This is a genomic window from Micromonospora pallida (assembly GCF_900090325.1).
In the GTDB taxonomy this organism is placed as follows: domain Bacteria; phylum Actinomycetota; class Actinomycetes; order Mycobacteriales; family Micromonosporaceae; genus Micromonospora; species Micromonospora pallida.
In genome coordinates, this window is sequence record NZ_FMHW01000002.1 from 1,870,962 (window position 1) to 1,884,236 (window position 13,275).

12 protein-coding genes are annotated in these 13,275 nt (G+C 73.1%); 4 read left to right on the forward strand and 8 right to left on the reverse strand.

Annotated elements, in window-relative coordinates:
* Nucleotides 1-9: 9 nt before the first annotated feature.
* The 3 genes from GA0074692_RS08120 to kynU all read right to left on the reverse strand — a co-directional run bounded on the left by GA0074692_RS08120 (nt 10) and on the right by kynU (nt 4,284).
* On the reverse strand, nt 10-126 hold the full coding sequence (locus GA0074692_RS08120; protein ID WP_091641152.1) for a SapB/AmfS family lanthipeptide: 117 nt from the start codon (nt 124-126) through the stop codon (nt 10-12).
* Nucleotides 123-2,771, reverse strand: coding sequence for a class III lanthionine synthetase LanKC (gene lanKC, locus GA0074692_RS08125; RefSeq protein ID WP_091641157.1), 2,649 nt, complete (start codon nt 2,769-2,771; stop codon nt 123-125). The genes GA0074692_RS08120 and lanKC overlap by 4 nt, the downstream gene beginning before the upstream one ends.
* Nucleotides 2,772-3,021: 250 nt before the next feature.
* On the reverse strand, nt 3,022-4,284 hold the full coding sequence (kynU, locus tag GA0074692_RS08130; protein ID WP_091641161.1) for a kynureninase: 1,263 nt from the start codon (nt 4,282-4,284) through the stop codon (nt 3,022-3,024).
* A 222-nt stretch (nt 4,285-4,506) separates the two neighbouring features.
* On the opposite strand from kynU, the gene GA0074692_RS08135 reads away from it, so the two are divergent.
* Nucleotides 4,507-5,784, forward strand: coding sequence for a D-alanyl-D-alanine carboxypeptidase family protein (locus GA0074692_RS08135; protein ID WP_091652942.1), 1,278 nt, complete (start codon nt 4,507-4,509; stop codon nt 5,782-5,784).
* 66 nt (nt 5,785-5,850) lie between these two features.
* Here the strand turns inward: GA0074692_RS08135 and GA0074692_RS08140 are convergent, their stop codons facing one another.
* The 3 genes from GA0074692_RS08140 to GA0074692_RS08150 form a co-directional block, all read right to left on the reverse strand.
* Nucleotides 5,851-6,150 (reverse strand): BON domain-containing protein, encoded by a 300-nt coding sequence (locus tag GA0074692_RS08140; protein WP_091641164.1) that lies wholly within the window; start codon nt 6,148-6,150, stop codon nt 5,851-5,853.
* Nucleotides 6,151-6,198: 48 nt separating this feature from the next.
* Nucleotides 6,199-6,813: an STAS domain-containing protein gene (locus tag GA0074692_RS08145; RefSeq protein ID WP_091641167.1), complete on the reverse strand. Its 615-nt coding sequence runs from the start codon at nt 6,811-6,813 to the stop codon at nt 6,199-6,201.
* Nucleotides 6,814-7,226: 413 nt separating this feature from the next.
* Nucleotides 7,227-8,411, reverse strand: coding sequence for an RNA-guided endonuclease InsQ/TnpB family protein (locus tag GA0074692_RS08150; RefSeq protein ID WP_218106594.1), 1,185 nt, complete (start codon nt 8,409-8,411; stop codon nt 7,227-7,229).
* A gap of 158 nt (nt 8,412-8,569) precedes the next feature.
* Here GA0074692_RS08150 and GA0074692_RS08155 point away from each other — a divergent pair, with 158 nt between their 5' ends.
* Genes GA0074692_RS08155 through GA0074692_RS08165 form a run of 3 tightly spaced genes read left to right on the forward strand, consistent with a single transcriptional unit; the run spans nt 8,570 to nt 11,849 of the window.
* Entirely contained in the window at nt 8,570-9,523 is a 954-nt protein-coding gene (locus GA0074692_RS08155) for a thiamine pyrophosphate-dependent dehydrogenase E1 component subunit alpha (protein WP_091641171.1), read from the forward strand.
* Entirely contained in the window at nt 9,520-10,506 is a 987-nt protein-coding gene (locus GA0074692_RS36430) for a transketolase C-terminal domain-containing protein (RefSeq protein ID WP_091641174.1), read from the forward strand. Before GA0074692_RS08155 ends, GA0074692_RS36430 begins: the two co-directional genes overlap by 4 nt.
* 56 nt (nt 10,507-10,562) lie before the next feature.
* Entirely contained in the window at nt 10,563-11,849 is a 1,287-nt protein-coding gene (locus GA0074692_RS08165) for an aminotransferase family protein (RefSeq protein WP_091641177.1), read from the forward strand.
* Between the two features lie 101 nt (nt 11,850-11,950).
* On the opposite strand, the gene GA0074692_RS08170 is transcribed toward GA0074692_RS08165, so the two are convergent.
* Both GA0074692_RS08170 and GA0074692_RS08175 read right to left on the reverse strand, forming a co-directional pair.
* Complete coding sequence (locus tag GA0074692_RS08170) at nt 11,951-12,592, reverse strand: MFS transporter (RefSeq protein ID WP_091641181.1); 642 nt, start codon at nt 12,590-12,592, stop codon at nt 11,951-11,953.
* Nucleotides 12,520-13,263, reverse strand: a complete 744-nt coding sequence (locus GA0074692_RS08175; protein ID WP_141725197.1) for an MFS transporter — start codon at nt 13,261-13,263, stop codon at nt 12,520-12,522. The genes GA0074692_RS08170 and GA0074692_RS08175 overlap by 73 nt, the downstream gene beginning before the upstream one ends.
* Nucleotides 13,264-13,275 lie beyond the last annotated feature (12 nt).

Below are 13,275 nucleotides of genomic sequence, written 5' to 3' on the forward strand. Positions count from 1 at the left end.
GTGAGTCGATCAGTCGCAGGACGTGACCGACAGCGAGCTGCCCTCGCAGAGGAGCAGGCTCAGCCCGCTGGCGCCGCCGTGGCCGCCGCCGCCCGTCTCCAGGGCCTGCAGGTCCAGAAGCGTCATGTCAAATCACCTCCTCCCGTGGTGTCGGTCGTCAGGCTCGCCCCGTGGTGGGGGAGTTCGGGTGCGCCGGCCAGCGGCGCGAGGAAGGGCAGCGTCAGCGGTTCGTGGTGCCGCGCCGCGCCCAGTGCGAAGAGCACACCGGCGGTGCCGGTGCCGAGGTCCATCGAGAGCCGCAGCAGCTTCTCGCCGGGGAAGGCCGTCCCGCCGCCGTACGGCATCGCGTGCCACGCCAGCCGCCGAAGCTGCGCGTCGAGGTCCGACCGCTGCTCGGGCGTCCGGACGGTGGCCGCGAGGTAGGCGATGATCCCGGCCCGGCCGGCGAAGAGGCCGGTCTGGGCGTACATCGGGGATCGGGCCGCCTGGTAGGCCGCAGCGCTCGCCCGGGCGAACCCGTCGTCGGGGCGGTGGGCGAGGTACTGGTCGAGGGCCAGTCCCACACCGACGCCGCCCTGCCCGAGGTAGGGCATGGTCCGCCAGCCCTCGTTGACCTCGAGAGCGCCGTTCGGGCGCACCACGCACCGACGCAGGTCCTGACGCAGTGCCGTGGCGGCGTGCTCCAGCAGCGTCGCGTCCCCGGTCAGCTCGTACAGGCGCACCAGCATCAGCGCCGGTCCGCTCCGGCCGCGCAGCAACCCGGCGTACGGGTGTGAACCCCCGCTGATGTCCGGCCCGGGGTCGTCGGCGAGCCGGTCGACCACCCGTTCGGCGGCCCGCCACGCGGCGTCGCGCAGCGCCGACTCCCCGGTGCGTCCGGCCAGGTCGGCCAGGTTGAGCGCCACTCCCGACAGACCGCTGAGCAGGCTGTGGTCCAGCCGGTCCCAGGACTCCCGGAGACAGATCTCGATCACGTCCAGCGCGTCCTGCCGGCGGTCCAGCCGCTCCAGCGCGTACGCGACCCCGTGTAGCCCGTCGTAGAAGCCCAGCCGGGTCCCCGGGAGCGGGTTCGTCGCCCGTCGGACAAGCCACTCCTCGTGTTCCGGCCGGCGGTCCGCCCCGGTCTGTGCCAGGGCGTACAGCACCCCGGCCGCGCCGTGGGCGAGGTTGAGCCCGCCGCTGCGGAACTGCTCGATGTCACCCGGGAAGAGCCGGTCGTCACGGTCGGGGGTGGCGCTGGCGAGGATCGCCCTGGCGAGGCTGTCCCGGACGGTCGGCCAGTCGTCGGCGGCGAAGTCCGGCCCTGACAGGGCGGTCGGTGCGGAGCCCGTACCGGATCCACCCGTCGTGGCGGACCCGCCGTTCTCCGTAGCGGCGGTGATCTCGGCGACCGCCGGGTCGAGGAAGGACCGGGGGACCGGGAAGTTCTCCGCGATGACGTCGGCCAGGTGCGCGGCCTTCGCCGGGGAGAGCCGGATCAGTTGGGTCAACGGGAGGAACAGCGCCAGGCGGAGGCAGGCCAGGGCGTACCGGTCGGCGGCCTGGCCCCGGATGTGGCGGGGCGCGGCGAAGCCCTGGTTACGCAGGCCCGGCCGGTGGTTGTCGTCCCCAGCAACGGCGACCTCGAAGTCGACCAGCGTGATCCGGTCGTCCGGCCGCACCATGATGTTGGACATGTGCAGGTCCCCGTAGACCACGCCCCGGTCGTGGATGGCCCGCACCGCCGTCTCGACCTGGGTGTAGACGTCCCGCGCCCACCGGGTGTACGCGGCCAGGTCCTCCTCGGTGACCTCGGCGACGACCATCGGGTGCCGGTTGGCCAGCACGTTGTTCAGCGAGCGTCCCTCGATGAACTCCAGCGCCAGGAACCGATGGTCACCGAGGGTGAACTCGTCGTGCAGCCGGGGCACCTGCGGCAGGTCGGCGAGCCGGCGCAGCATCGCCGCCTCCCGCTCCAACCGGGTGACCGCGTCGACGCCGTCGGAGTCCAGGCCGGCCAGGGGACGGGCCTCCTTCAGCACCACCTCTGCGTCGTCGCGGGTGTCCCGCCCCACGTAGATGCCGCCACCGTTGGAGAAGTGGATGACCTTCTCGATCCGGTACGGCACCTCGTTCGTGCTGGTCGCGTTCCGGGCCGCCAGGTGCGGGGCGAGGAAGTCGGGCAGGGTCACCCAGGACGGCACGTGGAAGACCGGATCGCGCCGGTCCGGCACCAGCGTGCCGCTGTCGTCGGCGATCGCCGGCACGGTCTGCCCGTCCGGGGTGACGCAGTAGCGGGCGGCGAAGCCGCCGTAGCGGACGTACACCGGCCCGGCGGCGTAGCGCAGGTCGCTGAGGATGTACGGGCCGGCCTCGCCGACGAGCAGCTCGTCCAGCTCCTTGCAGGTCAGTTCCAGTTCCGCCTCGTCGCGCGGGTAGATGGTGACGAACTTGCCGCTCCCGGCGCGGTGGGCGTACTTGGAGTTGCGCAGCAGCACGATGCGCGGGCTGCGGAGGAACTTGAACGCCAGACCGCGCGGTACGCAGTACGACCAGACCGCGTCGAGCACACGCTCGGCGTTGTCGACACCGGCCGAGACGTGGATCTTCCAGCCCTGCTGGGGCAGCGAGCCGCCCTCCGGGGCGTAGTTCATCCAGTCGCTGGTCTCGTCGGTCGCCCAGCCGGCCGGGGCGGGACGCCCGGTGACGAAGGTGTGCCCGTCGGTGGCATTGCCGAGGGAGTCGTAGAACAACCGGTCCGTCACGCAGAAGCTGTCGTAACGCTCGTCCACCGTCTGACCTCCTTCCATGTCCCGGGCCGGTCCTCGTTCCCGGCGATGCATCGAGTCTCGTGGACGGGACAGTGTCGGCTCCAGTGCGCTTAGTCACGACGGCGAATGCGCTGCGCACGGGTACTCATGACAAAAGTCAGCCCGCAGCCGTGCGGGCATCCAGAAACCGCCCGTCGAACGGCGTGGAGACAGACCGAGCCGCCCGGCGCGAACGCCGGGGCGGCTCGGGTGGCGAGGGTGTCCGCGCAGGTCAGGTGACCCGCAGGGTCTCCACTGGAAGCTGTTCGTGGACGCCGCGCGCCACCAGGTCGCGCAGCCGCGCCAGGCCGTCCCAGACATCGACGTAGCGGGTGTACAGGGGAGCGGGGCCGAGCCGCAGGCGGTCGGGCACCCGGAAGTCGCCCACCACCCTGGCCTCGCTGATCAGGGCACGGGAGATCCGCAGCGCGTCCGGGTGGGCCAGGCAGATGTGGCTGCCCCGACGGTGCGGGTCGCGCGGCGAGGCCAGCGTGAAACCGAGCGGGGTGAGCCAGGCGTCCGCGAGGTCGACCATCAGCTCGCCGAGGCCGACGCCCTTGGCGCGCAGCCGGTCGATGCCGGCCTCGGCGAGCACGTCCAGCGCCGGGTCGAGGGCGGCCAGCGACAGGATCGGCGGGGTGCCGACCAGGAACCGGTCGATGTCCGGGGCGGGGTCGTACTCCGGTCCCATCCGGAACTGGTCGCGTTGGCCGAACCAACCCCAGATCGGCTGACGCAGCCGGGCCTGCAACTCCTGTCGGACGTAGAGGAAGGCCGGGGCGCCCGGCCCGCCGTTGAGGTACTTGTAGGTGCAGCCGACGGCGAGGTCCGCGCCGGAGGCGGTCAGCTCCACCGGCACCGACCCGGCGGCGTGCGACAGGTCCCACAACACGTACGCCCCGACCTCGCGGGCCGCCGCGTTCACCGCGGCCAGGTCGAGCAGGGTGCCCGAGCGGTACGCGACCGCCGAGAGCACCACCAGCGCCACCTGGTCGTCCAGGGCCTGTCGCACGTCGGTCGGGGTGAGCCCCTCGTCCAGATCCGAGGCGAGGGTCCGCACGGTGAGCCCCCGCTGGGCGGCGAGCCCCTGGAGCAGGTACCGGTCGGTGGGGAACTCCTCCGCGTCGACCAGGATGGTGCGCCGGCCGGGATTGGCGTCCAGCGCGGCGGCGGCCAGCTTGTAGAGGTTGACCGAGGTGGAGTCGGAGACCACCACCTCACCGGGGCGCGCGCCGAGCACGTGCGCGGCCAGCCGGTCCCCGAGCCGCCGGCCCCAGTCGATCCAGGTCGACCAGGAGCGGACCAGCTCCGTACCCCAGTCCTGCCGGACCAGCCTCGCCAGTGCGTCCGGCGTCGCCGCCGGCAGCCGGCCCAGCGAGTTGCCGTCGAGGTAGATCAACTCCGGGTCGGCGATCACGAAGCGGTCGCGCAGCCCGGCCAGGGGGTCGGCGACGTCCCGTTCCTCGGCCGCCCGACGGGAAAGGTCACCGCGCATCGTCCGCTCCTTTCGTCCGCGCCCATGAGCGGGGCCAACTTAACCATCGACCGGCGCGTCCGTCGAGGTCGCCGCCTCCCACGACCGGGCCGCGGGAGGTGATCGACAGGCGCGCCGGTCCCCGGCGACCCGGTTGCGGGGCAGCCGGCGGATTACCGCCCGCCGGCCAGCGCCGCGCCGGTAACGTGCGGGGCTGTGACCGTGTCGGTACGGCGGGGCGTGATGGCCGTCGCCGGGGCTCTCGCCCTCGGCGTCGCCTCGGTGGTTCCCGTGCCGGCCACCGGCTCGGTCCCCGCGCGAACGGCCGCCGTCCGCGACGTCGCCGGGCGAATTCCGGTCGGGGCCGTCGCCCCGGAGCCGTCCGCCGCCGAGGTGCCCTGTCCGACACCGCCCGCTCCGGGGGTGTCCAGCCCGCCCCGGCCCGTACCGCCACCGGTCGGGCCGGCCGAGCGGGCCGTGGGCGGAGCGGCACTGGCCACGGCCGGGCTGGTCGTACCGCCCGGGACGCCGGCGCCACCGGCGCTGACCGCCACCTCCTGGCTGGTGGCGGACCTGGACACCGGTGCGGTGCTCGGTGGGTGCGGCCCGCACGAACCGGGCACCCCGGCCAGCGTGCAGAAGCTGCTGCTCGCGGCCACGATGCTGCCCGCCCTCGACCCGCGTCAGATGGTCACCGTGACGGACGCCGACATGGACTTCGAGCCGGGTAGCTCCGCCGTCGGGTTGGTCGAGGACGGCCGGTACTCGGTGGAGTTGCTCTGGCTCGGGCTGCTGCTCGTGTCCGGTAACGACGCCGCCAACGTGCTCGCCCGGCTGGGCGGTGGCGCCGAGGGCGCGGCCGGCGGGGTCCGGGCGATGAACGAGCAGGCCCGTCGGCTCGGGGCGTACCAGACCCACGCGGTGACCCCGTCCGGCCTGGACGGTCCCGGTCAGTTCACCAGCGCGTACGACCTGGCGCTGATCGCCCGGGCCTGCTTCGCCGATCCGGCGTTCCGGCGGTACGCGCTCACCGACCTCGCCCAGGTCCCGGCGCAGGGGAGTCGCGCGCGGGGTTTCCCGATCAAGAACGAGAACTCGCTGGTGGGCCAGTACCCCGGGGCGCTCGGCGGCAAGACCGGCTTCACCGACCTGGCCCGGCACACCTACGTCGGCGCGGCCGAGCGGGACGGTCGCCGGCTGGTCGTGACGCTGCTCGGCGCCGAGTCCTGGCCGCTGCGCGGCTGGCAGCAGGGGGCCGCGCTGCTCGACTGGGGTTTCTCGCTGCCCCGGGACGCCACTGTCGGCCGGCTGGTCGAACCGGGCGAGCCGATGCCCGGCAGCACGCCGACCGGCGTCCCGGCCACCGCCGCGACCGTGGTCGCCGTCCCCCACACGGCGGGGTCGGGTGGCTCCCGGTGGCCGGGCGCGGCGGGTGGCGGCCTGCTCCTGGTCGGGACGGCCCTGACCGTCGTGCTGCTGCGCCGCCGACGCGGTGGTGACCAGACGCCCGCCGACGGCTGACCTTCCCGGGGCCGGTCGACGCCGTGGTCCGGTGAGCGTCGTGGCCCGCTCAGCACGGTGGCCCGGTCAGCGCCGTGGTCGCTGCCGGTTGGCGACCCGGAGGGCGTTGCACACGTCGGCCACGCCGGGCATGCCCCAGGCCAGTTCCCCGGCGGTGAGCCGGACGTCGGGGGTGTCCACGGTGCCGTCGAGGATCACCACCCGGTTCTGCACCTCGACGGTGATCCGCTGGCGGCGGGTGAGCTGGTTGCCGTCAAGCCGTCGGGCCACCCCGGCGGCGATCCGGATCTCGTCGTCGGTCGGCGGCGTCGGGGACGACTCGAACGGGCCGGGGTTCTCGTCGGGTGGCGGCCAGGGCGGGATCACGGCGACTCCTTGCCGGGTGGGGTGGACGTGGTGTCGGCGGGGACGGGGTCAGGGCTGCCCGCACGGTGCCGCTGTCCGCCCGGTGGGGGCGGCCGGTCTGCTGCCGGCCAAGTGCGCCACGGCCTCCTCCCGGCTGGCGAAGGTCGGGATGACGGTGTCCAGTCGCATGGTCCGCAGGACGGCGCGGACGAACGCCGACGGAGCGGCGAGACAGAGCGTGGCCTGCCGCTCGCGGGCCTCCCGCTGTGCCCGGACCAGCAGGCCCAGGCCGGCGGAGTCGATCAGGTGCACCCGGCTGAGGTCCACCACCACGTCGCCGCCCATGTCGGCGGCGTGACGCAGAGCGGCGCGGAGGGTGTCGCCGGTGTCCAGGTCGACGTCACCGGTCGACGTGACGACCGTGACGTCCTCGACGTGGTCGATGCCCAGGACACCGCCCGGCCCGTGGGCGTCGCAGGCCGCCCGCTCGTCCCCTTCAGGCAGCAGGCTGCAGTGCGGGCAGCGGTGCGGCCCGGAGGCGAAGGGTGAGCCGCTCCAGCCGAGGTCGGTCACCAGCGTCCAGACGACCTCGGCGTCGGGCAGCACGCAGGCAAGTCCGGTGGCGGACTCGCCACAGCTGTCGCAGATCAGGGTCATCAACCGGTCCTCGGGCACGACGGTCAACCTGCTTCTCCTCCGGGTCGGGGGTCGGGGTACCGACGGGTTGCCGGCTGACCGGCGTTCCCGGCCGTGGAGCGGAGGCCGTCGGCCCGTCCGGGTGACGGTTCTGCCGGTGGCGTGCCGGGTGACGGTCCCCGCGCTGTCGCCACCCACGCCGGTGGCGCCGCTGGGCTTCCAGCCTGCCGCCGGCGCTTGGCGGCCACCGCGCGGATCCATGACAGTCTCGTGACGATCCACCCGTCGCCGGGCGGGGCCGGCCGCTCGTCTCTATTGACATGTGTCACTGCCGTGGCAGGATTGCAGATCAACGCCGAGGATGCTCCACCACGCAGGGAAAACCCGACGGTCCGGCAAAAAGGCGGGGGGACGTTGTGCAGTTGACATCCTCCCGCCCTAAAGGGCGGGGATTCCCTGGGTCACCCCGAGGGTTTCCTGCTTCGTCGCCGACTGCCCCGTTCGGGAGTGTCCCGTTGAGGTCTTACACCTGCTCCACAGGCTGTCACCGCCAGCCCGGCGGCCAGGATGTTGCGGGCCGCGTTCACGTCGCGGTCGTGGGTGGTGCCGCACCGGCACGTCCACGTCCGCACGCTCAACGGCATGGTCTCCGCGACAACTCCGCACGCGGAGCAGGTCTTGGAGGATGGGTACCAGCGGTCGATCACGACCAGGTCCCGGCCGTACCAGGCGCACTTGTACGTCAGCAGGTCGCGGAACTGCCGCCAGGCCGCGTCGGAGATGGCCCTGGCGAGCGAGTGATTCTTGACCATGTTGCGGACGGCCAGGTCCTCGATCACGAGCGTTTGGTTGTCGCGCACGAGTCGAGTGGTCAGCTTGTGCAGGTGGTCACGCCGCCGGTCGGCGATGCGGGCGTAGATCCGGGCGACCTTCACTCGGGCCTTGGCGCGGTTTGCCGAGCCCTTCTCTTTACGAGCCAGCGCCCGCTGAGCCTTGGCGAGGTGGGCGCGGTCGGCGCGTTCGTGCCGCGGGTTGGGGATCTTCTCCCCGGTCGACAGGGTCAGCAACGAGTCCAGGCCGGCGTCGACACCAACCGCCACAGTCGTGGCGGGTGCGAGGGTGATGGTGTCCTCGCACAGCAGGGACACGAACCAGCGGCCCGCGCTGTCACGGGACACCGTCACCGTGGATGGGGATACACCATCAGGGAGCGGCCTGGACCAGACGATGTCCAACGGCTCGGCGAGCTTCGCCAAGGTCAGCCGACCGTCGCGGTAGCGGAACGCCCTGGAGGTGAACTCCGCCGACGCCCGGGACCGGCGCTTGGACTTGAACCGCGGGTAGTGGGCACGCTTGTCCCAGAATGCGACGAACCCGGCCTGCAGGTGCCGCAGCGTCTGCTGCAACGGCACGCTGGACACCTCGTTGAGGAACGCCAACTCCTCGGTCTTCTTCCACGCGGTCAACATCGCCGAGGTATCGCTGTAGCTGACCCGCTCCTGCCGCTGCTGCCACGCCTCGATACGAGCGGCCAAGGCCAGATTGTAGACCTTACGGACACACCCGAACGTCCGGTTCAGCAGACCGGCCTGCTCAGGGGTCGGGTAGAAGCGGAACTTGTACGCCCGCTTCACCACCCTGCCCACCGTCCACACGCTAGCGAAGTAAGCGGTGGCGCTCACGGTGACACGCGGGCGAACGCCGGTCCACCCTGGCGGCGGACCGACTGTCCCTGTCCTGCCCCGCAGGAGTTCCGTTTCCTCCCCGGCCTGAACGCCGGAGTATCCACGGAAGGAAGCTGTTGATGACAGCGGCGTATCGGACGATGCTGCGGATCCGGGTCCTCGAGGAGCGGATCATCGAGTCCGCCAACCGGGGCGAGGTCGTGGGGTTCGTGCACCCGTACACCGGCCAGGAGGCGGTCGCGGTCGGTGTGCTCGCGGCCCGCCGGCCGGACGAGTGGGTGGTCAGCTTCTACCGCTGCCACGGGCACGCCGTGGCGGCCGGCCTTCCCCTCGACGGGATCGTCCGGGAGATCCTCGGCCGCTCCGGCGGCCTCTGCGGGGGCAAGGGCGGCTCCATGCACCTGGCCGACCGGAACCGGCACTTCCTCGGCGCCAGTTCGATCGTCGGCAGCCAGCTTTCCATCGCCGCCGGCGTGGCCCTGGCGGAGAAGACCACCGCCGAGGGGCGGGCCACCGTCGTCTTCTGCGGCGACGGCGCGCTCGGCACCGGCGTCAGCTTCGAGACCCTCACCATCGCGGCCACCCTCGGCCTGCCCCTCGTCCTGGTCTGCGAGGACAACGGCTGGCAGGACCAGACCCGCAGCGAACTGGTCCGGCATCGGACCACGACGGAACTCGTGGCGGGACTCGGCATCGACCACCTCGAGGTCGACGGCAACGACGTCGAGGCGGTCCACCGGGCCGCCGGGGAGCTGCTGGCCCGGTGCCGACGTGACCGCCGTCCCCAGGTGCTGGTGGCCCACACCTACCTGCGTCACTACCACGCGCAGGTTGGCGGGGCCCGGCCCGCCGAGTACCGGCCGGCGGACGAGGTCGCCTACTGGCGGGCACACGACCCGCTCGACATCGCCGCCGCCCGAGCCGGCCTGGGCGACGACTGGCGAACCGCGCGGTACGCCGAGACGGTCCAGGAGATCGACGAGGTCTTCACCGCCGCCCTGGCTGCCCCACTGCCGGACCCGGCCACGGCCGGCGGCAACGTCACCACCGAGCCGGTGGCGGTGACCCGGTGACCCGGCGGCATCCGGTGGGCTCGGCCGTACGGGCGGCGCTGACCGAGCAGCCCGACCTGCACATGTTCTGCACCTACCAACAGCCTGACCTGATCGAGCTGTTCGGGGCCGACCGGATGGTCCGGCTGCCGATCGCGGAGAACGCGATGGTCGGGATGGCCGTCGGCATGGCGCTGGTCGGGCGACGGGTCCTGGTGAGCATCGCCCGGGTCGCCTTCCTCTTCACCGCCTTCGACCCCCTGGTCAACCAGGCCACCAAGTGGCGGTACATGTCCGACGGGCAGTTCTCCGTGCCGCTGGTGATCCGGGGGCTGACCCGGGGCGACGAGCACCTCGGCGCCCAGCACGAGCACAGCGCCCACTCGATGCTCAGCCAGATCCCCGGCCTGGTGGTCGCTGTGCCGAGTTCACCGAACGCGGCGGCCGGGCTGCTCGCCACCGCGCTGCGGCATCCCGACCCGGTGGTGGTGCTCGAGTCGCCCCGGCTCTACACGCCGGACTGGGCGGACCTGCCCGAACCGGAGGCCACCCCGGCCCCGCTGCCGTTCGGGGTGGCCGGCCGGGCCCTGGCCGGCCGGGACCTGACCCTGGTGGGCATCGGCAACACCGTGGCCCTCTGCCTGCGCGCCGCCCGCCGGCTCGCCGACCACGGACTGCGCTGCCAGGTGGTCGACCTGCGTACCGCCGCCCCGTTGGACCGCGACGGCACCGCCGAGCTGGTGACCGGTCCGGTGGTGCTGGTGGACGAGGAGCCGCGCGCGTCCTCCCTCCTGTGTGACCTCGGCCTGCACCTGGTCCAGGTGGGGGCGGTCGAGCCGGACCGCCTGGCGTTCGTGTGCGGCGCGCCGGTGCCCGCGCCCGCGAGCCCGGTGCTGCTGGCGCCCCTGCTGCCCACGGTCGACGACGTGACGGAGGCGGCCCTCGCCCTCGTCCGGCGGCGGTACCCGGAGGCCGGGCGGACGCCCGTCGCCGGCTCGCACTGACCGGCGTCGACCGTACGGCGCCCCACCGGGGGCGGCACCAACTGGGAGGGAATCAGATGACTTCGGAATTTCCCGCGGACTACGCGGTGTGGCACGGCCTGTCGCCGATGACGGACTTCTTCCGGGACGCGGACCCGGGCCAGTTCCTGGTGTCGGGATCGGGCAACCACGTCACCGACGCGGCCGGGCGTCGCTACCTGGACGCCCGTTCGTCCATGTGGAACCTGACGCTGGGCCATTCCTGCGACCCGGTGAAGGAGGCGATGCGCCGGCAACTGGACACGCTCCCCTCGGGCACCGTGATGCGGTACGAGCATCCCCCGGTGGTGGCCGTCGAGTACGCCGCCCGCCTGGCCGCCCTGATGCCGGCGCCGCTGCGGCACGTCCGGTTCGGCAACACCGGCAGTCAGATGACCGAGGCCGCGGCGATGCTCTCCCGCTTCCACCGTCGGATGACCGGGCAGCCCGACCGGCGGCACGTCATCGCCGTGCACAACGGCTACCACGGCACCGGTCCGCTGGCCACCGCGTTGACCGGTGAGCCGATCCTGCACGAGTGGTCCGCCCCGCTGGACGGGTACGTCCGCCACGTCACGGCGCCGACGCTGCCGGAGGTCCTCGCGCTGGTCGAGGAGATCGGCGTGGAGCAGGTCACCGCCGTCCTGGTGGAGCCGGTGCTCGGCAGCGCCATCGGCGCGGTCTCTTTGCCGTTCCTGGAGTCGTTGGTCACCGAGTGCCGGGCGCGGGACATCCACGTCATCGTGGACGAGGTGACCACCGGCGCCGGCCGGACCGGGACCATGACGGTGAGCGAACGTCTGCCGGTCGCCCCCGACATGGTGGTGCTCGGCAAGGGACTGAGCGCCGGGTACTTCCCGCTGGCCGCGCTCGTGGTGGCCACGCCGATCTTCGACGCGCTCGCCGACCCGCCCCTGCGGCTGGGCTTCCCGAACGGCTCCACCACCGACGGGCACCCGCTCGGGATGGCCGCCGGGCTCGCCGTCCTGGACGTGCTCAGCGCCGACGGGTTCCTGGCGGAGGTCCGGGAGACCGGCCGGCACCTGGTCGAACTGCTCACCGGCCTGGCCGGCGAGCCGGGGGCGGGTTCGGTCGACGGTGAGGGGATGATGCTCGCGCTGGGACTCGTCCACGACGACGGCTCCCCCTGGTCGGTCCGGGAGGTGAACCGGTTCCGGCTGACCTGCCGCGACCACGGCCTGCTGACCAGCTACGCGGCGGGGTTCCTGCCGCTGATGCCGCCGTTGACGCTGTCCCGCGCCGAGTGCGCGGAACTGGTCGACCGCCTCCGGGCCGCGCTGCGCGCCCACAAGGTCGACAACTGACGCGTACCGGTGACGGCCCGGGCCACCATGATCGACTCCGTTTCGGCGAAGTGGGGCTGTCCAGAAAACCGGAGGCCCCCGTTTCGGCGGTACGGAGTCGATCAGGCCCGGTCGCCCGCCGGCTCCCCGGCCGGGCTGGCGGCGGGGTCGTCCGTGTCGGTCCGGTGCCGGATCCGGCCGGTGACCGTGGCCGTGCCGGCGAGGGCGAGCAGGGCGAAGCCGGTGAGGGTTCCCGGCAGCCCCCAGAGGCCGGCGGTCACGCCACCGACCAGCGCCCCCACCGGTACGGCCAGGATGGACACCGTCCGGCTGAACGCGATGACCCGTCCGAGCCGCTCGGTCGGCACCAGCCGCTGCTGGAGGGTGGCCGACGCCACCGACCAGACCGTGGCGCAGTACCCGAAGATCAACTCGTAGACGACGAAGAGCAGCAGCGGGGCGGCCAGCGACGCGGCCGGGATGAGCAGCAGCGAGCCGGCCGCGACCGGAGCGAACAGGGCGATCGACCGGTGCAGGCCGAGCCGGCCGACCACCCGACGGGCGGTGGCCACGGCGGTCAGCGCCGCCGCGCTGTTCACCCCCCACAAGGCCCCGACCTCGAACGGACTCAGCTCCAGCGTCCGGTACGCGTACAGGGTGTACAGGGCGCCGAGGCCGGCCCCGCCGATGTTCAGCGCGGCGGTGGCGAGGGCGAGCCGGCCCAGCAGCGGGACCTCCCGGAAGGTGCCCAGACCCTCCCGCAACGAGGCCCGCAGGTCCCTCGCCGACCGGCGCAGCGCCTCCCGGCGGGGCACCGGGGCGGTGACCGCTGGCCGTTCGGGGCCTGGCGACCTGCCCCGCGTAGCCGGCTGAAGGCGACGGCCGAGACGAGATAGCTGACCGTGTCGACGGCGATGGCCAGCGCCGCACCGAGCGCCTGCACGAGCAGTCCGCCGATGGCCGGCCCGGCGATCTGGCCGGTCGCCCGGGCCCCGGCGAGGGCGGCGTTCGCGCCGACCAGCCGGTCCGCCGGCACGAGCCGGGGCAGCACCGCGTTGATCGAGATGTCGGTGACCCCGGCCAGGATGCCGGAGCACGCCGCGACCACCACCAGGTACGGCAGGCTGAGCACGTCGAGCAGGTACATCGCCGGCACCGAGGCGACCACGAGCGCGTGCAGCAGGTCGTTGGCGATCAGCAGTCGGCGGGGTGAGCGGACGTTGTCGATGAGGACGCCGACCAGCGGTGCGGTGAACCCCCGGGCGCCGTACTCCAGGGCGAAGATCAGTGCCGCCGCGACCGGCCCGGCGTCCAGCAGCAGCACGGCCAGGGTGGGTAGCGCCAGCGCGGTGACGTGGGTGCCGGTGAGGCTGATGAGCTGCGCCACCACCAGCGGACGAAGCGCGGACCGGTCGGGGGAGGGGGCCGTTGACACGGGGCACACCGG

Bases quoted from the DNA above. Each gene is read 5' to 3' on its own strand.
- GA0074692_RS08120 (WP_091641152.1), bottom strand. From the start codon at position 126: ATGACGCTTCTGGACCTGCAGGCCCTGGAGACGGGCGGCGGCGGCCAC.
- kynU (WP_091641161.1), bottom strand. From the start codon at position 4,284: ATGCGCGGTGACCTTTCCCGTCGGGCGGCCGAGGAACGGGACGTCGCC.
- GA0074692_RS08135 (WP_091652942.1), top strand. From the start codon at position 4,507: ATGGCCGTCGCCGGGGCTCTCGCCCTCGGCGTCGCCTCGGTGGTTCCC.
- GA0074692_RS08155 (WP_091641171.1), top strand. From the start codon at position 8,570: ATGACAGCGGCGTATCGGACGATGCTGCGGATCCGGGTCCTCGAGGAG.
- GA0074692_RS08165 (WP_091641177.1), top strand. From the start codon at position 10,563: ATGACTTCGGAATTTCCCGCGGACTACGCGGTGTGGCACGGCCTGTCG.